Below are 17,541 nucleotides of genomic sequence, written 5' to 3' on the forward strand. Positions count from 1 at the left end.
TCTGCCACAAAATAAACAGATACATGAAGAGCATATAAGAAAAGAAGGCTTCGCTGATTTCAAAATTCATCCGGATGGGAAAAGAAAAATATATACTTCCATAATATATTTAGAACCGTTTAATGAGCGCAATATAAGAGCTTTTGGTTATGACATGTACTCTGAGGAAGTACGCGCAAGATGCTATGGCAAAAGCAATGCAAAGCGGTGAAGCAGCACTCTCTGGAAAAATCACACTTGTTCAAGAATATGACAAAGATATTCAGGCTGGGTTTTTGATGTATTTGCCGGTGTATAAGAAAGGTTCTAACCTAGATAATTCGCGAGATAGAGCATTATCAATTCAGGGCTTTGTATATGCAGCATTTCGTGCAAATGACCTTATGGATGGTATTTTGGGAACAATGTTTCCTGAAATAAATTTTGAAATTTACGATGGTGATTTTGTAAGCAAAGAAAACATCCTCTATGATTCCAGTATTAAACATCAGAATATAAATATATATAAAAAAACAAATATTACGATGAATGAGCACACTTGGACACTTGTATTTAAGACAAATAGCGTATTAGGAAGTGAAAATATTTATATTATTTTTCTTATTCCAAGCCTTGTTCTGATTCTGACTTTATTGTTATATTTATTGCTAAATTCATTGATTGAAACAAAAGAAAATGCGCTGAAAATCGCGAGTAAAGCTACTAAAAAATTACATACTTCAGAAGAGAGACTTAGATTTGCGCTAGAAGGTGCCGGAGATGGATTATGGGACTGGAACCTAAAGACAAATGAAATCTTTTTTTCAAAACGATGGAAAGAGATGTTAGGGTTTAAAGAAGATGAGCTAGACTCGAATTTGGATGAGTGGAATAAAATAGTACATCCGGAAGATCTTGAACAGGTAAATGCAGATATAGCAGCACATATTGAAGGTAAAAGTGATGTTTATAAAAATGAGCATAGAGTCAAGTGCAAAGATAATTCTTATAAATGGATACTCGACAGAGGTCTTATAGTAAGTCGCGATATTGATGGCAGTCCAATACGAATGGTTGGCTCACATAGTGATATTTCTGAGCGTAAGCAGTCTCAATTGAAAATAGAAGAATACATGCGAATTATTGACAAAAATGTAATATCTTCAACAACTGATTTGCATGGAAAGATAACTAAAGCTTCAACAGCATTTTGTGATATTTCAGGATATAGAAAGAATGAGCTTCTTGGTAAAAATCATAATATTGTAAGACATAAAGAAATTCCACAAACTCTTTATAAAGAACTTTGGGAAACTATAAAAGCTGGTAATGTATGGCAAGGTGAAATAAAAAATAGGCATAAAAATGGTTCGTCTTACTGGGTAGATGTTAGTATATCACCAGTCAAGAATGAAAAAGATGAAATCATTAGTTATACGGCTATTCGCCATGATATCACAGATAAAAAGCGCATTGAGGAACTTTCTATCACTGACAGACTGACTCAGCTTTATAATCGTCTAAAGTTAGACGAAATATTTGCAATGAAACTAGCTACAGCAGGAAGGTACAATACAAATTTTTCTGTAATTATTATTGATATTGATTACTTTAAGCTTGTAAACGATACGTGGGGACACCAAGCAGGTGATGATGTCTTAAGGGAGTTTGCAGAAATTATAAAAAACAATGCCAGAGAAACGGATATTGTTGGCAGATGGGGAGGTGAAGAATTTTTAATACTCTCCTCAGACACAGACCTTGATGGTGCTATTAAATTATCTGAAAAATTGAGAGAGATGGTGTCTTTGTTTAATTTTTCATTTGCAGGATACAAAACCGCAAGTTTCGGAGTGAGTTCATACCATCCTGGAGATGATGAAAAAACTATGGTTAAAAGAGCTGACGAAGCTTTGTACCGTGCGAAAGAGAATGGTAGAAATAGAGTAGAAGCAGAAAATTACTAAGTAAATTTTTGATTATTTTATATCTTCTTATGCCATTTATAGAGAGTTAATGAAGTTATGATTAATAAAGTCATCATAATTGATATTGCATAGTATGTGCCTGATGGGGCCTGTGTAAATGGAAGACTGCTTGTGTTCATCCCGAAAAATCCAACAACAAGATTTAATGGCAGAAAAATGGCTGATATGATGGTTAAAATATAAAGCATACGATTCATTTTTTCGTTTGATTTAGCGTTATAAAAACTATATAGGTAGTCAAGTTTAGAGAGTTGTAATGTAGCAGAACGCATTGTTCGTTCTAAATGTTCATGTATATCAACATAATGATTAATTGGAAATTCAGGTATATCTTTATTATGCTCCATAAAATCATCTATTACTCCTGCGGTTCTTAATAGTATACGCTCAATACGTAATATATCTAATTTAAGAGAAAGCCACTTGTTCATAAAGTCTTCTTTTATATTATTTTTATACAGCAACTCTTCCATATCAGCTATATTATCTTGATACTGAACAAATGATTTTAAAACTCTATCGGTAAGCTTATCTATAATCTTATATGGACCTTCAAATTTACCGATTAGCTCTTCGAATATTTTTGTATCTTTGTTGTATATATAACTATTTTGTTTTGTTAAAACAAAGCCTATTGACTTGGCATCAAGTACTTCTAAAATTACAGGTAAACGGACAATAAGCATATCGTAGTCTTCATTCTCATCAAATACTGAAGGATGTAATTCGTTTCGTAAATCCTCTAAATGCAAATTATCAATTAATTGTTCAATGTTTTCCATGCTATTTTCCATTTTCTATAGACTCAGATATGCTCTGTTTAATATATAAATCAAGTTGAGGGAAAGGAATTTTAATATTATTTGCCCTTAAGGCATTGTATATCAAAATTAAAAAATCAGACTTCATGGATACATTCTTTAATTGGCTATTCCACTCAATCCATACCAATAACTCAAAATCAACACTACTACTATTCATCATAGTCATTCTTATACGAGGCATTCTATCATCATCATTGTGAATAAAATATAAACTACTTTTATTTAAAGCATCAAATATCGCTTTTTCAACATCTTCTACTTCTGTGTCGTATGCTACTGAAAAAGGGATATGCAGTCGTTTTATTTTATCTTCCATAGTCCAGTTGACTACATTATTTTGAACAAAAGAAGAGTTTGGAACAATAACATCAATGTTGTCAAATGTTCTAATTGTTGTAGAGCGAATACGCATATCTGTTACAACACCATGTAGTGAGTCATTGATTTCTATAGCATCCCCAATTCTAATAGTTCGCTCAAACATTAAAATAATGCCTGCGATTAAGTTTGATACGACTGTTTGTAAACCAAAACCTATACCAATAGATAGTGCTCCAGCGATGAGTGATATAGAGCTCATATCTATCCCAAGGCTGCTAATGGCTATCATAAAAAATATTATTACTATAAGATAGTAACCTATGTTTGTAGCTAGCCTAACAGACATCATGCTAAGGTCACTCCATTTTCTTGAGAGACGAGCTATCCAACGCTTATAAAGCATTCCAATTGTAAATCCAAGAATAATTAAAGCAATAGCTTTAAACAAACTAAACAGACTTATCGGACGTTCATTAAATATAAATAATGGCGACATTAAATATTCATAAAATGACATAAATACTTTTTTACTCTCTTCTTGGGTAGCTCCAAAAAATTGTCTAGTGGATCCTAGCTTAATTTTAGACATATCTTTAACTATGTTGATTTGTTCTAAATATATTTCTTTGTCATTAGAATCAATTAAAGATACTGTTTCTTCAATCTCATTAAGATTCTTATAAAAATCTGTAGTCCTTTTATTTTGTAAACTACAAAGTGACTGTTGTATTTGCAGTTCTGCTTTTTTAAGGATGTTTTTTTGATAATTACTATTTGCTAGTTCCACTTTTTTATCAATTTTTTCAAGCCCAATATTTTCTTCAATAATTGCTTTTTCTTGTTGCAGTTGCTTTAAAATTTTTTCTTTATGCGTTGCTGCAATATTTTCATTAATAGCAATAATATTTTCATTAAAAGTTTTTATTGAATCACATTTCAAAGAAGGAAGAGCACGGACTAAGATATGAATCAACTCATTTTTATGTGTTTTTCTTAAAAGGGTTTTAGTGTCAATATTTTTTTGTTGCAACTTATAATAAGCAAACTGTAATTGATATGACAAAAGTTTTGGTTTTTCATCTACAGTAATACGCTCAATAAGCTGTCTTAAAACAAGTAGTTTATACTGCATATCACTAATACGTTTAATATTTTGTTCTTCTTTGTATTGCAATAAGCCAGCAGCTGCTATTGCACTATAATATTCCTGCATAGTAATGTTTTGTTTTTCTAGTTCTTTGATATTATATCTATCGATTTGAACTTTTTGTAATGCAGTATCTCGTAATCTAGCTAGATGTGCTATTTCGTCTTTAATAATATTCTCATCACGAATTTTTTGAATGGCATCTATGTTAATTTGCTTCTCAATATCTATGTAATAGCTTTCTTTATCCGCATTTTCATATAGTTTAACATCTATTTCTGCTGAAAAAACAGCAATCGCTAATACGAGTAAAAAAAATATTTTCATATTTAATCCCTTAGTTTACATAATTTTTATAATACAATTGTTCGATTTCTGCCATCATTTTTAGCTTTATATAGAGCTTTATCTAAACGTTTTAAAAAAGTTGAACTTCGTTCTTTTTCTTTTAATTCTGAGACACCAATACTTATAGTTAAGTTTCCTACTTTGTTAAAGTCATATGAAAATATTGTTTTTCTAATCTTCTCAGCCATTAGATTAGCTTCAAGAACATTTGTTTCTGGCAAAAGAAGTATAAATTCTTCTCCTCCCCAGCGTGCAAAATAATCTGTATCTCTAGTGTGTAACTGTATAATATTGGACATTTTTTTTAATACTTCATCACCTGTATCATGTCCGTATGTGTCATTCACATTTTTAAAATGGTCAATATCAAAAAAAAGTGCACTTAGTTTTCTTTTATATCTATGTACTCTTATAGTCTCTATTTTTAATATTTCGTCAAATTTTCTACGATTATATATGCCAGTTAAATTATCAAAGTAAGCCAATTTTGATAGTTTTTCATGATTACTTTTCTCCTTGCTTATGTCAGTTACAATAGTTAAAAAGTAAAATTTATCCTCTTTTTCAAGAATTTTTGTTTTTATCTTAACCCAAATTTCTTTATTTTTCTTGGTTAGTATTTTTGTTTCAACAGTAGTTCTTTTGATTTTTTTTGATTCTAACTTTTTATAAAAATCTAAAATATATAATTTTTCATTTTTAGCAAAAATATCAACAATATTTTTCCCCATCAGCTCTTTATTATTAAATCCACATAGCTTTTCAAAAGCTGGATTTGTATATTCAATTAGTTCTTTATTATGTACAACAATCCCCTCAGGAAGATTTTCACTTAATGTTTCAAATAGAATCTGTTTTTCAGATAATTTAGTCGCTAAAGCTATGCGTTTTGATATATTAAAAAAACTTAATAAATTATATTTTTTGGACTTTATTTCTATTTGTGATTTGATTATTTGATAAGTAATAGCCTTTTCATTTGTGGAAATCGTGTATTCTTTATTTACTGAATTGACGGCAGAAACAACTTTATCTATTATGATTTGGTCTGTTAATGTAATGTCATTAGTCAAAAATGCATCTTTATGTAATGAATAAAATTTTTTATTTCCCCATATAAATGTGTCAGAATTATCAGTGAAAATGATTGGATAAACTAATTTATTTAGTTGTATAAATATTGAATTATCAAGCAAAAAACCACCTCTATATTATATCTGTTGTGTATATTATATCTATATTAAGAGTAAAAGAATTATAATAGCATTATGATAGACAAAAGAATTTATGCGTTTTTATTTATAGCATTGTTAAGCTTTGTTTCTTTAAGTATGTTCCCATCTGCGAGTTTTATTGAAGTTGCATCAGAAAAAACCATAGAGTGTGTAGAACAAATAAATAATATTGAAAGTGAAATTAAAGAAGTTTCTTATTTATCATTTGATTTAAGTATTGATATATGTGAAGTCCAATCATATATTACATACAAAGATAAAATTTATACCATACAAATTAGCAACAATCTCCTCAAACCACCTATATTCTCATAATTTCTGTATTTAATAAATACCAATTACAACTATAAACAATTAATAAATAAAAATATGTAATTTAAAGGAAAAAGAAATGAAATTTATATCAATAGTAATGGGTTCTAAAAGTGATTATGAGGTAATGAAGTCGTGTTCTGAGACATTAGAGGCTTTTGGTGTTAGTTATGAGATGATTGTATCTTCTGCTCACCGTTCACCTGAGAGAACAGCTAGTTACATTCAAGAAGCTGAGAAAAAAGGTGCTCAATGTTTTATTGCTGCTGCTGGTATGGCTGCACACTTAGCCGGTGTACTTTCTTCTAAAACAGTTAAGCCTATCATCGGTGTTCCAATGTCAGCTTCTGCACTGGGTGGTATTGATGCACTTCTTTCAACTGTCCAGATGCCAGCAGGAATGCCAGTTGCCACTGTTGCAATCGGGAAAGCAGGAGCTATTAACTCGGCTTATTTAGCTATGCAGATATTAGCATTAAACAATGAAGAATTAGCTACTAAACTAAAAGAAGACAGAGTTTCTAAAGCTAAGAAAGTGGAAACTGACTCTTTAGAAATAGAGACGATAATAAGTGCATAAATATTATGCCTATAAATAAACTCATACATGATAATTGTAAAAATAGAGTTAAAGCTGTTTTATTAGTAGATATAAAAACAGAGGCTCTACTTGTATTTGCAAGAACAGCACTGGAGCGATACTTTACACAAATCGATGAAGTTAATTACAAAGCTACAGTCGGAACAGATAGTGATACAGTTTACGTTTACGATACTCTAAGAAAGTTGCTAGTCAACCTTCAAGAGTCTGTTGTAAATGTAGACTATTTTATGAAGTTGGTTCAGGAGAGTAAAAAGGCACCACAACTTAGAGAATTAGCTAAATATGAAGATCCCTTGATTAGTTATTATGATGTGATGGCTGAAACAGTGGCAAAGTTTTATGAAAATAAACCTGCATACTTACCAGAATTTTTAGTTATTTGTGTGTTGAGCCATTGGATACTTGAAGAAGAAAAATCAACTAATCTATATCCATATTTAAAAGATATAGATTTCTTAGAGCTGATTAGCAAGTTTGAAGACAATAGAAAAGATTTTGAAAAGAATGAAGAGTGTACAATTAATGAAATATATGACATATCTTCTATCATAATTGAGAAATTAAAAAACTATAAATATAAAGTAAATAAAACTAGAGTATCTAAAACAAGGAAGAAAAAATAATATGACACAGCATCTACACACAATAGAAAGATTTATAAAAGACGAATCGTTTAGTGGTGTCTTACTGTTTGTAGCGACAATAGCTGCTGTAATGGTAGCTAACTCTGCACTAAGTGAGAGCTATTTTGAACTATGGAATATGGCTTTAGGTGTGACATTGGGAGGTCATACTATTTCTATGAATCTGATGCACTGGATAAATGACGGTTTAATGGCTCTATTTTTTTTAATGGTCGGTTTAGAGATAAAGAGAGAACTTTTAATAGGTGAGTTGTCATCTGTAAAAAAAGCAACTTTCCCAATAGTAGCAGCTATAGGTGGGATGGTGATTCCTGCTTTGGTTTATATAGCTTTTAATACAACTGATCCAAAAGGTTTCGGTATCCCTATGGCTACAGATATTGCTTTTGCTTTGGGGATTTTGATGCTTTTTGGAAAAAAAGTAAATCCAGCCCTGAAACTATTTTTGGTTGCACTTGCCGTAGTTGATGATTTGGGTGCAGTTATAGTGGTTGCTACTGTTTATACGAGCGAAATCCATGCTGAGTATTTTATTCATGCCGGTTTGGTTTATGCTCTTATCTGGATACTAAATCTTAAAAAAGTAACAATGCTTATGCCATATCTTCTTTTAGGTATTGCACTGTGGATTTTTATACACTCAATAGGTGTTCATGCAACAATCGCCGGTGTGCTTTTAGCCTTTGCTATACCTATCAGTTCAAAAGTTGACGAGCAAGATTTTATAAAAAATACAAAAGAATCGGTAGATGAGTTTGAAAAACATATAGATACTATTCCTATTTTAAATCACCATCAGATAGATGCACTTGAAGATATTGCATATAACTATGATAAAGTACAAAATCCACTGGTAAAACTAGAGCATCAATTGCACGGGTTTTCTGCATTTTTTATTATGCCATTGTTTGCATTCTCAAACGCAGGAGTTATACTTGACTTCTCAGCGGTGTCACAGAACTTCTTTATTGTGGTAGGTGTAGTTCTTGGTCTTGTAGTCGGTAAACCTATAGGTATTGTAGGGTTTACATATTTGGCTCAAAAACTTCGTATTGTAAAAAAACCTGATGATTTAGGATGGGATGAAGTAATCGCAGTTGGTTTCTTAGGCGGGATAGGGTTTACAATGTCTATCTTCATAACTCAACTTGCATTCTTAGACCAAAGTGTGATAGATGCAGTTAAACTAGGTATTTTCTTTGCCTCATTTATAGCTGGTGCTATAGGTGTTATACTGATTTTAAAGGCATACTCAAAAAGAAATAAATTAATTTGATTGTTTATACTTAACTAAATGTAAGGAGAGTCTAAATATGGGTTACAAAGTTGTGAAATTATTATTATTAATATTATTAGTTAGCTTTGTGTTTGCTTTAATCAATAAAGCAAACAACCCTAATGATTATAGACATCCTCGTGATAGAAGTATTAAGTTATATTGAGAAAAAGTGAAAATTTGTATTAAAAAAAAGTAATAGAATGATTGAAAGCTCTGAAATATCTTGTTTTATGAAGTTTAATTGTTGTGTGGCTCCGGATACTGGATTCGAACCAGTGACCAAGTGATTAACAGTCACCTACTCTACCGCTGAGCTAATCCGGAATATTTAAAAGTGTTTCAATAAGTAATGGCTCCGGATACTGGATTCGAACCAGTGACCAAGTGATTAACAGTCACCTACTCTACCGCTGAGCTAATCCGGATTATTTATTGAGCCGAAATTATACTTTAGAGGAGCGCAAAAGTCAAGCTATTTGGGCTACTTTTTGCGTTTTCTTTTAACATTGGTACCTGGTAGCATAAACTCCAGATTTCCAACTGCTTTTTTCACTATTTTTTCTGATTTTATTAGATTTTCTAGTCTTATCTTACTTTGTTCATCAAAGAGCAGATTGATGTCATCCATAGTCAGTGGTCTTTTGTCTAAAGTATTTATTATATCTTCTTCACTGTACTTAGAGTTATTTGGTTCTGCATGAACTCTAGATGCTATATGTATAGGCACAGAGCTATCAAACATCAGTGAAGCTTCATGTAGCTCTTTATAGCTAATTCCCATCACAGGGTAGGCTGGTGGTCTGTCTATAGTTCCTAGGTCTACTCTAAAAGCATCTATGTCTAGAAGTGCTTCGTTTAGTTTTGCTATCTCTTCTTTTGTGTCATTAAGTGAGTGTACGAAAAGAATTTCTATGAAAAGCTTACCTTTGTATACTTTACTAAACTCTTGAACTCTTTTTACGACTTCATCTACTTTTATGTTTGCATGAGGTCTGTCTATCTTTTTAAAGACATCATCACTTATGGCATCTAAAGACAGTTTAACTTGGTCTAGTTTTAGAAGTGTGTTGAAAACTTCATCATCTACAAGTGTAGCACTGTTTGTAAGTATGAGAGTTTGAGTGTCGTTTTTTATCTTGTCTATCTCGTCTATAAGAAGGCTTAAATGCGGATAGAGAGTAGGCTCTCCGTTTGCAGTTATAGTTATGACATCTATTTTGTTACTCAAGTGTTCTTTTAAGTCGTTTATGATTTTCTCTACAGTTACTGTATTTGTCTGAGCATCTACGGTAGCAGTTGGTGCAAGTTCACAGTATAGGCAGTCGAAGTTACATTGTTTAAGGGCAGGGGAGAGGTCTATCCCCAGAGAAGAACCAAATCTTCTTGAGTTTATAGGACCGAAAATTGTTTGCATATATTGTTACTTTTTACTAACTCTTTGACACTCTTTTACGAAGTGTATAGCATTTTCCACTGGTACATCAGGAAGGATTCCATGACCAAGGTTGAAAATATGACGTTTTGTACCCATAATATCTTGGATAGCTTCAACACATGCAGTTGTTTCCTCTTTAGAGTAAAGACGACATGGTTCCATGTTTCCTTGAAGAATATACTTATCTCCAAGTTTTTCTTTTGCAAGCGCCATAGGAGTTGACCAGTCTACACCAAATACTTCAAAGTTTCCATAAACTTTGTCTAAGAATGCTGGAATCCCTTTAGGGAACATAATAATTGGAATATGTGGATACTTGCCTTTTAAGTAGTCAGCAATCTCAACCATATATTTCCAAGAAAATTCGTCATATTTTGACGGCTCAATAGCTGCTGCCCATGAGTCAAAGATTTGAACTACATCGATGCCGGCTTGGATTTGTTTTTCCATATATAGTTTTACAACTTCTGTAACTTTTGCAAGTATCTTGTGCAGAAGTGCAGGGTTTGAGTACATCATTTTTTTACATAGGTTGTAAGTTTTTGTACCTTCACCTTCAATCATATATGTAGCAAGTGTCCATGGAGCACCGGTAAAACCGATAAGTGCAATCTCACCACCTCTTTTATCTAAATCTTCTTTAATAAGTTTGATAGTATCAAAAACATAAGTAAGTTTAGAAGCAGCTTCGTCGCCACCGATAAGTCTGTCTATATCAGCTTCTGTTTTGATAGGATCGTTGAACTTTGGTCCAAAACCTTTGATAAATTCTAAGTCCATTCCCATTTCATCCGGTATAACAAGGATGTCACTAAATAAAATAGCAGCATCTACACCTACTATGTCGATTGGCTGAAGTGTAACTTCACAAGCTTTTTTAGGATCATGACAAAGGTTTAAAAAATTTCCAGCCTCAGCACGAACAGCCATGTATTCAGGTAAGTAACGACCCGCTTGTCTCATCATCCAAACTGGAGTGTACGGTGTCTGCTTACCAAAACATGCATCTACAAATATTTTACTCATCTAATACCTTCTATATGTTTTTATTTTTAATTATAATTAATGACTTTTTCCGACTTTTCCTAAAAAGAAAAGTCCAACTGCTACAGCAGTTATAGATAGCGCGAAGTATAGCATATCTAGCGCGCCATTATATTGCGTGTGACCAACTTTTTGAAAAAATCCTACAACAAGTACCATAACGATAACTTTTGAGATCTTGTCTTTAAGTTGATCAAGTGAATTAATTGTTAATATTTTATTTTCATTTCCTTCTTCACATTTAGCTACATCTATGTCTGAGATGAAAAGTTCATAAAGACCAAAAGAAAAAAGAAGCATAACTACACCAATAAGGTACAAATCAACTGCGCCAATAATCCCCCCGACTACATCTTCATGAAAGTTCGCAGGGTGTGCATGGTTTATGTATGTTGTCAAAACAAACTTTGCAGTATCATATATATCAAAAGAAGCAACTATGAAAAGAACTACCGCACCGATAAGACCAAAGACTACTGCAAGGATAATGATAAATCTTGAGCCCCATAAAGAGCTCTCAAATATTTTTTCCATTCTTACTCTTCTCCTTCCATTTCTACCCATTTTTGAGCGATACGCACAGCATTTGTAGCAGCACCAACTCTTAGGTTATCTGCAACGATAAACATATGAATCATGTTTTTAGCAAAGTTGTCATTTCTGATACGACCAACAAAAGTTTCATTCATATCTACACAAGTAGCAGGCATAGGGTAAAGACTCTCAGCTGGGTTATCAAGTATAACTATGTTTGGAGCTTTTGAGAGAATTTCTCTAACTTCATCAGCATCTACATCACAAGCAAAAGTTAGTGTTAGTGATTCTGCATGGCCACGAAGAGTAGGAACACGAACACAAGTTGCACTAAGAGGAATCTTTTTATGCATAATCTTAGTCGTCTCATTTACCATTTTCATCTCTTCTTTTGTGTACCCATTTTCCATAAAAACATCAATCTGAGGTATTACATTTAGAGCTATTTGATGAGGGAAAGCTTTGTGCTTAGAATCACTTAGTTTAAATGCAAAAAAGTCTTGCATCTGAGTAACTAACTCTTCCATAGCAACTTTTCCACCACCAGAAGTTGCTTGATATGTGCTTGCATCTACTCTTAGAAGGTTATATGCTTCATCAAGTGGTTTTAGTACTTGAACCATTTGAATAGTTGAACAGTTCGGATTAGCGATTATCCCTGTGTCTTTCCATTTAGCAATATCTTCAGGGTTGACTTCTGGAACTACTAGAGGAACATTTGCATCCATTCTAAAGTGAGAAGTGTTGTCAATAACAACTGCACCTGCTTTTACAGCGTCCGGAGCAAATTCTGCACTAACACTTCCGCCAGCTGAAAAAAGTGCTATATCTATCTCTTCATCTTTAAAAACATCGTTAGTCAACTCTTTGATAACAACTTCTCTACCATTAAATAGAACTGTGTTACCCGCACTTCTCTCACTTGCTAGTGGAACGAGTTTGTTAAGTGGAAAATCTATCTCTTGTAAAATTGTTAAAATCTCTTCTCCAACCGCTCCGTTTGCTCCAACTACTGCTACATTATATTTTCTAGACATATTTTCTCCTATTTAGTTTATTTTATTTTGTAAAAAAAGTTCTTCAGCGGTTATCTCTTGGCCTTCACTAAGGATAACTGCTCTCTCAACAACAGAGATAAGCTCTCTGATATTACCTGGCCAGTTGTATGCCAAAAGCTGCTCTTGTGCATCTTGGCTAAATGTTTTTAAATCAAAACCGTATTTCTTACAGTTTATCTCTGTCATAGCATCTGCTATTTGTAAAATCTCATCTTTTCTATCTTTTAAAGGAGGGATTCTAATAGGTATAGTATTTAAACGATAGTACAAATCCTCTCTAAACTCTCCATCTTTTATCTTGTCACCTAAGTTTGCATTTGTCGCAGATACAATACGAATATCTATCTTAATGCTTTTTGCTGAGCCAAGACGTCTTACTTCTTTTTCTTGAATAGCACGAAGAAGTTTCGCTTGAACACCATAAGGCATCTCAGCAATTTCATCCAAGAAAAGTGTCCCGCCGTTTGCTAGTTCAAACTGACCGGCTTTAGCTTCCCCAGCATCTGTGAAGGCACCTTTTTCAAATCCAAATAGTTCACTCTCTATGAGGTTCTCAGGAATCGCCGCCATGTTGATAGCAATGAATGGCTTTTTAGCTCTTGGAGAGTTATTGTGAATATAAGAAGCAAAAACTTCTTTACCTACACCACTCTGACCAAGTAAAAGAATACTAGCATCTGTTTTGCACGCTTTGTTTGCTATATTTATAACACCTTCAAGAGCTTTAGAAGTTCCTAAAAATCCATTTGTATTTGTGCTTGTTTTCGTCTTTGGAACAGACTTTTGCACTTTTTGTATCTGGTCTTCTCTTCTAATAGCAGCGACTAAAGTGTCAACATCAAAAGGCTTTAGCAAGAAGTCTTTCACCCCAAGTTGAATAGACTCTATAGCACGAGTAAGAGTAGCATTACCTGTCATGATAATAACTTCATACTTACCGTTTAACTCTTTTACAAACTCAATACCGTCCATTTTTGGCATATTGATATCTGTAATAATAAGGTCAAAAGAAGCATCTAGCTTTTTAAGAGCGTCTACTGCATTTTTGAATGTGATTATTTCAAACTCTTCATAATCGCTCATGGCGATTTCAAGAGATTTTCTCATATTGATATCGTCTTCAACTATTGCAATTTTCACTAAATGCGCCCTTATTTTAAAGGTGCAATTCTAGCAGAATTATCATTAAAATCGACTTTGAAGCATGTGGTCTTTAGTGTGAGGATAGTTATGGACCTGTTTTGATAATTTGTAGTGCTTTCATTATGCTCTACATGAAGTCCAAGTTTGTGTATATAGTCTATAAATTCTTGAGAGTTTTTTGATATTGTTTGTTTTAAATCATTATCACCGTAACTTGTAAGTATGATGGCTTTCTCTGGTTCTCCACTGCATTTTTTCATAGAGTTGGAGATGTGAAGTGTTTCGTTGTAGAGAGTGGCATCTTTTACCATGTACCGATAAGAGATAAGAAACTCTTTAGCATCCACAGATGCAAAAGAGCTAAGTATTATTAGTGAGCAAATTGCGCGTGTGATAGAACTATTTCCATCTCTACTTCGCATAGACCCTCTTTAAAAGTTGTCTCAACTACGTTTGCATTTCTTACCATTGCTTGTACAGAAGTGCGGACAGTTGATCTTTTAACCATCATATTTTTGATTAAGTCTTGACCGTCAATACGAACGCCTTTTACTTTCTCAGCTATAAGTCTGTAAGCATCTGCCGTTGCAGCTCTTTTAGCAAGTGCATAAGCTTGAGCAGGAGATGAAGTGTCCATAGGTGCTACACCTTGACCAGTAACACTAATAAGAACGTCTGAACCTTCGCTTAAAGTTTCTTCAGCTTCTTTGACAGGTTTCTTCGATGTTTTCATATTAGCCATATCTGACTCAATAGAAGCTAATTTTTCTTCAACTGAAGTTACTTTAGTGTCGATTCCTGATACTTGAGTCTCTACACTAGATACTTTTGTATCGATTCCTGACACCTGTGTCTCAAGAGAATTTATTTTATCAAAATTCCCTATTGTTTGAGGTGCTGAAGGTGTCTGAGCTACTAATGAAGAAGCACTTAAAAATGCCGCTAAAAGTAGAGAATATTTCATGGTGTATCCCTTTATTTAGGCACTGAAAAATGTGCCTTTGATTTAATGTGTATTAAAAAGCAAATACTATTCCACTTCTAGTATTGTAGGTGGAATCAGCTCATCATCTTCATCATCATCTATGGGTTGTTTAGGACAGCGAGATACATTTGCAACATCATCACCTTTTACAATATAAACACCAGAAGTATTTCTACTTGATTTTGAGATAGTCTGCATATCTACTCTAATCATTTTACCAGCTTTTGTAAGAGCCATCATATCCATAGATTCATCTACCATTAGACAACCAACAACATATTTACCAGTTTTAGAAGTCATCTTCATTGCGATAACACCAGAACCACCACGATTAGTTAAGCGGTATTCACCTGCATCTGTACGTTTTCCGATACCTTTTTCTGCAACTATAAGAATTTCTTGCTCATCATTTGCAATGATGTTAGCGTCAATTACTTCATCTTCAGGATGCTTAAATTTGATACCTCTAACACCACGAGTGCTACGACCTTGCTCACGAGTTTTTTCAATATCAAATTTAATACACTGTGCTAATTTAGTCATAATGAATAAGTATTTAATAGATTGATCAGCAATTTTTGCAGTAATTAGTGCATCATCCTCATCAAGTACAATCGCTCTTACGCCATTACTTCTAATGTTTGAGAATTCACTTAGATTAGTACGTTTTACAACACCTTTTTGTGTAAAGAATACTAAACCTTTATCTTCACTAAAGTCAGTAGTTGGAATGATTGAACGTATTCTCTCATCAGCCATAAGGTTTAGAAGGTTAACAACAGCCTTACCTTTAGCAATTCTGCTTCCTTCAGGAATTTTGTAAACTTTTAACCAGTGCAGTTGACCACGGTCAGTTACAAATAGAAGCGTATCGTGAGTATTACATGTAAAGAATCTTTCAATGAAGTCATCTTCGTAAGTAGTAACGGCAGTTTTGCCTTTACCACCACGTTTTTGCTTTTCATATAAAGTTAATGGAACTCTTTTTATGTAACCTCTATGTGTAATAGTAACAACCATTGGCTCATTAGGTATTAAATCTTCGATATCGATGTCATCATAGTCATCTTCTATCTCTGTTCTTCTCTCATTTGAACCATAAGTATCAAGTACTTCATCAAACTCTTCAGCAATGATAGAGTGTAAAACTTCTTCACTTCTTAGGATTGATTCTAAGTACTCGATAAGTGTCATTAATTCAAGTAATTCGTTCTCAATTTTCTCAATTTCTAAACCTGTTAATCTACCTAGTCTCATCGCAACAATGCTTGCTGCTTGAATATCTGAAAAATCAAATTCACTTACTAAGTTTTCTTTTGCAAGTTCCTCATTCTTTGAAGCTCTAATTACTCTAATTACATCTTCGATAATAGAGATAGCTTTCTTTAAACCTTCTAAGATATGCGCACGTGCTTTTGCTTTTTCAAGATCAAAAATAGTACGACGAATAATAATTGTTTTACGGTGATTTATGAAGTGCTTTAATATTGTTATGATTCCAAAAATTCTTGGTTCTTGGTTTAATATAGATAGCATGATAATACCAAATGTAGTTTGCATACTTGTTTGCTTGAAAAGATTGTTTAGAACGATTTCGCTCATAGCATCTCTTTTTAGCTCTATTACAACTCTCATACCATCACGGTCTGATTCATCACGAACTTCAGAAACACCTTCAATCATCTTGTCTTTAACTAGGTTAGCAATATTTTCAATAAGACGAGCTTTGTTTACTTGGTAAGGAAGTTCATCAATAACGATAACTTCTTTTTTAGATTTTTGTTCAATATGAGTTTTGGCACGAACCTTAATACGACCACGACCAGTCTCATAAGCATCCATAATCCCTTTTTTACCAAAAATGATACCACCAGTTGGGAAGTCAGGTGCTTTTATGAATTCCATTAGTTCTACTAAAGAGATATCTGGATTTGCTAGAAGTGCTTTTAGTCCAGTTAAAATCTCTCTAGGGTTATGCGGAGGAATATTTGTAGCCATACCAACCGCAATTCCTGAAGAGCCATTAATAAGAAGGTTTGGAACACGAGTAGGCATTACGTCCGGCTCTTTAGTTGTGCCGTCGTAGTTGTCAATCATATTTACTGTATTTTTTTCTAAATCTTTTAGCAGTTCACCTGCATACTTAGTCATACGAGCTTCTGTATATCTCATTGCCGCAGCAGAGTCACCATCAACAGAACCAAAGTTTCCTTGACCGTCAACAAGTTGCATACGCATAGAAAAATCTTGAGCCATACGAACAAGTGCATCATAAACAGCAGTATCACCGTGTGGGTGATACTGACCAATAACATCACCAACAATACGAGCAGACTTCTTAAACTTTGCTCCATGAGAAAGGTTTAGTTTATCCATTGCGTATAATATTCTTCTGTGAACCGGCTTTAGTCCATCACGAACATCTGGTAAGGCACGACCTACGATTACACTCATTGAGTAATCAAGGTAACTGTTTTGAAGTGTCTCTTCTATATTTATAGTTTGTATTTCGTCGTTGTTTAGCAAATCGCCCATATAAAACACCTAGCTTTGTAAAATAAAATTCATTTATAATAGCTGATTAACCCTTAATATATTTGGAAAAGTAATTTTTTTTTATAAGAATTTTCATATATGTGAATTTGTGAGACCCTATGAATT

17 protein-coding genes and 2 tRNA genes are annotated in these 17,541 nt (G+C 33.2%); 6 read left to right on the forward strand and 13 right to left on the reverse strand.

All coding sequences use genetic code 11. The annotated features are described in order from the left end of the window. The first annotated feature begins 1 nt into the window (after position 1). Together SMGD1_RS15055 and SMGD1_RS15060 are read left to right on the forward strand one after the other, a co-directional pair. Complete coding sequence (locus tag SMGD1_RS15055; protein ID WP_316680464.1) at positions 2–211, forward strand: CHASE domain-containing protein; 210 nt, start codon at positions 2–4, stop codon at positions 209–211. Then, positions 150–1,946 carry a diguanylate cyclase gene (locus SMGD1_RS15060; RefSeq protein WP_008335552.1) on the forward strand — a complete coding sequence of 599 codons (1,797 nt, stop codon included), beginning with the start codon at positions 150–152 and terminating at the stop codon, positions 1,944–1,946. The genes SMGD1_RS15055 and SMGD1_RS15060 overlap by 62 nt, the downstream gene beginning before the upstream one ends. A gap of 17 nt (positions 1,947–1,963) precedes the next feature. Here the strand turns inward: SMGD1_RS15060 and SMGD1_RS10615 are convergent, their stop codons facing one another. The 3 genes from SMGD1_RS10615 to SMGD1_RS10625 are packed head-to-tail and all read right to left on the reverse strand — an operon-like array spanning position 1,964 to position 5,803. Continuing rightward, positions 1,964–2,749, reverse strand: a complete 786-nt coding sequence (locus SMGD1_RS10615) for a CorA family divalent cation transporter (RefSeq protein ID WP_008335597.1) — start codon at positions 2,747–2,749, stop codon at positions 1,964–1,966. A 1-nt stretch (position 2,750) separates the two neighbouring features. After that, entirely contained in the window at positions 2,751–4,586 is a 1,836-nt protein-coding gene (locus SMGD1_RS10620) for a mechanosensitive ion channel domain-containing protein (protein ID WP_008335069.1), read from the reverse strand. Positions 4,587–4,612: 26 nt separating this feature from the next. Further along, on the reverse strand, positions 4,613–5,803 hold the full coding sequence (locus tag SMGD1_RS10625) for a sensor domain-containing diguanylate cyclase (protein ID WP_008336661.1): 1,191 nt from the start codon (positions 5,801–5,803) through the stop codon (positions 4,613–4,615). A gap of 72 nt (positions 5,804–5,875) precedes the next feature. On the opposite strand from SMGD1_RS10625, the gene SMGD1_RS10630 reads away from it, so the two are divergent. The 4 genes from SMGD1_RS10630 to nhaA all read left to right on the forward strand — a co-directional run bounded on the left by SMGD1_RS10630 (position 5,876) and on the right by nhaA (position 8,678). Then, complete coding sequence (locus SMGD1_RS10630; RefSeq protein ID WP_241761475.1) at positions 5,876–6,157, forward strand: hypothetical protein; 282 nt, start codon at positions 5,876–5,878, stop codon at positions 6,155–6,157. Between the two features lie 76 nt (positions 6,158–6,233). Further along, on the forward strand, positions 6,234–6,734 hold the full coding sequence (purE, locus tag SMGD1_RS10635) for a 5-(carboxyamino)imidazole ribonucleotide mutase (protein ID WP_008335802.1): 501 nt from the start codon (positions 6,234–6,236) through the stop codon (positions 6,732–6,734). 5 nt (positions 6,735–6,739) lie between these two features. Further along, on the forward strand, positions 6,740–7,381 hold the full coding sequence (locus tag SMGD1_RS10640) for a hypothetical protein (protein ID WP_008336105.1): 642 nt from the start codon (positions 6,740–6,742) through the stop codon (positions 7,379–7,381). 1 nt (position 7,382) lies between these two features. Then, positions 7,383–8,678 (forward strand): Na+/H+ antiporter NhaA, encoded by a 1,296-nt coding sequence (gene nhaA / locus SMGD1_RS10645; RefSeq protein ID WP_008336677.1) that lies wholly within the window; start codon positions 7,383–7,385, stop codon positions 8,676–8,678. A gap of 252 nt (positions 8,679–8,930) precedes the next feature. Here the strand turns inward: nhaA and SMGD1_RS10650 are convergent. The 10 genes from SMGD1_RS10650 to gyrA form a co-directional block, all read right to left on the reverse strand. After that, a tRNA-Asn gene (locus SMGD1_RS10650) sits at positions 8,931–9,005 on the reverse strand. Between the two features lie 26 nt (positions 9,006–9,031). Beyond that, a tRNA-Asn gene (locus SMGD1_RS10655) sits at positions 9,032–9,106 on the reverse strand. Positions 9,107–9,162: 56 nt separating this feature from the next. Beyond that, positions 9,163–10,095: a radical SAM protein gene (locus tag SMGD1_RS10660; RefSeq protein ID WP_008336588.1), complete on the reverse strand. Its 933-nt coding sequence runs from the start codon at positions 10,093–10,095 to the stop codon at positions 9,163–9,165. A gap of 6 nt (positions 10,096–10,101) precedes the next feature. Continuing rightward, complete coding sequence (hemE, locus tag SMGD1_RS10665; protein WP_008336514.1) at positions 10,102–11,142, reverse strand: uroporphyrinogen decarboxylase; 1,041 nt, start codon at positions 11,140–11,142, stop codon at positions 10,102–10,104. Positions 11,143–11,178: 36 nt separating this feature from the next. Then, positions 11,179–11,694, reverse strand: coding sequence for a YqhA family protein (locus tag SMGD1_RS10670; protein ID WP_008335406.1), 516 nt, complete (start codon positions 11,692–11,694; stop codon positions 11,179–11,181). 2 nt (positions 11,695–11,696) lie between these two features. Beyond that, complete coding sequence (locus SMGD1_RS10675; RefSeq protein ID WP_008336428.1) at positions 11,697–12,731, reverse strand: aspartate-semialdehyde dehydrogenase; 1,035 nt, start codon at positions 12,729–12,731, stop codon at positions 11,697–11,699. A gap of 12 nt (positions 12,732–12,743) precedes the next feature. Next, the gene (locus SMGD1_RS10680; RefSeq protein WP_008335461.1) at positions 12,744–13,892 is read right to left on the reverse strand and encodes a sigma-54-dependent transcriptional regulator; all 1,149 of its coding nucleotides are present in this window, start codon (positions 13,890–13,892) and stop codon (positions 12,744–12,746) included. Between the two features lie 11 nt (positions 13,893–13,903). Further along, on the reverse strand, positions 13,904–14,317 hold the full coding sequence (locus tag SMGD1_RS10685; RefSeq protein WP_241761476.1) for a hypothetical protein: 414 nt from the start codon (positions 14,315–14,317) through the stop codon (positions 13,904–13,906). Next, positions 14,266–14,859 carry an LPP20 family lipoprotein gene (locus tag SMGD1_RS10690; protein WP_008336442.1) on the reverse strand — a complete coding sequence of 198 codons (594 nt, stop codon included), beginning with the start codon at positions 14,857–14,859 and terminating at the stop codon, positions 14,266–14,268. Before SMGD1_RS10690 ends, SMGD1_RS10685 begins: the two co-directional genes overlap by 52 nt. 66 nt (positions 14,860–14,925) lie before the next feature. Continuing rightward, positions 14,926–17,415 (reverse strand): DNA gyrase subunit A, encoded by a 2,490-nt coding sequence (gene gyrA / locus SMGD1_RS10695; protein WP_008336785.1) that lies wholly within the window; start codon positions 17,413–17,415, stop codon positions 14,926–14,928. Positions 17,416–17,541: the final 126 nt, after the last annotated feature.

This window comes from Sulfurimonas gotlandica GD1, assembly GCF_000242915.1.
Classification (GTDB): Bacteria; Campylobacterota; Campylobacteria; order Campylobacterales; family Sulfurimonadaceae; genus Sulfurimonas; species Sulfurimonas gotlandica.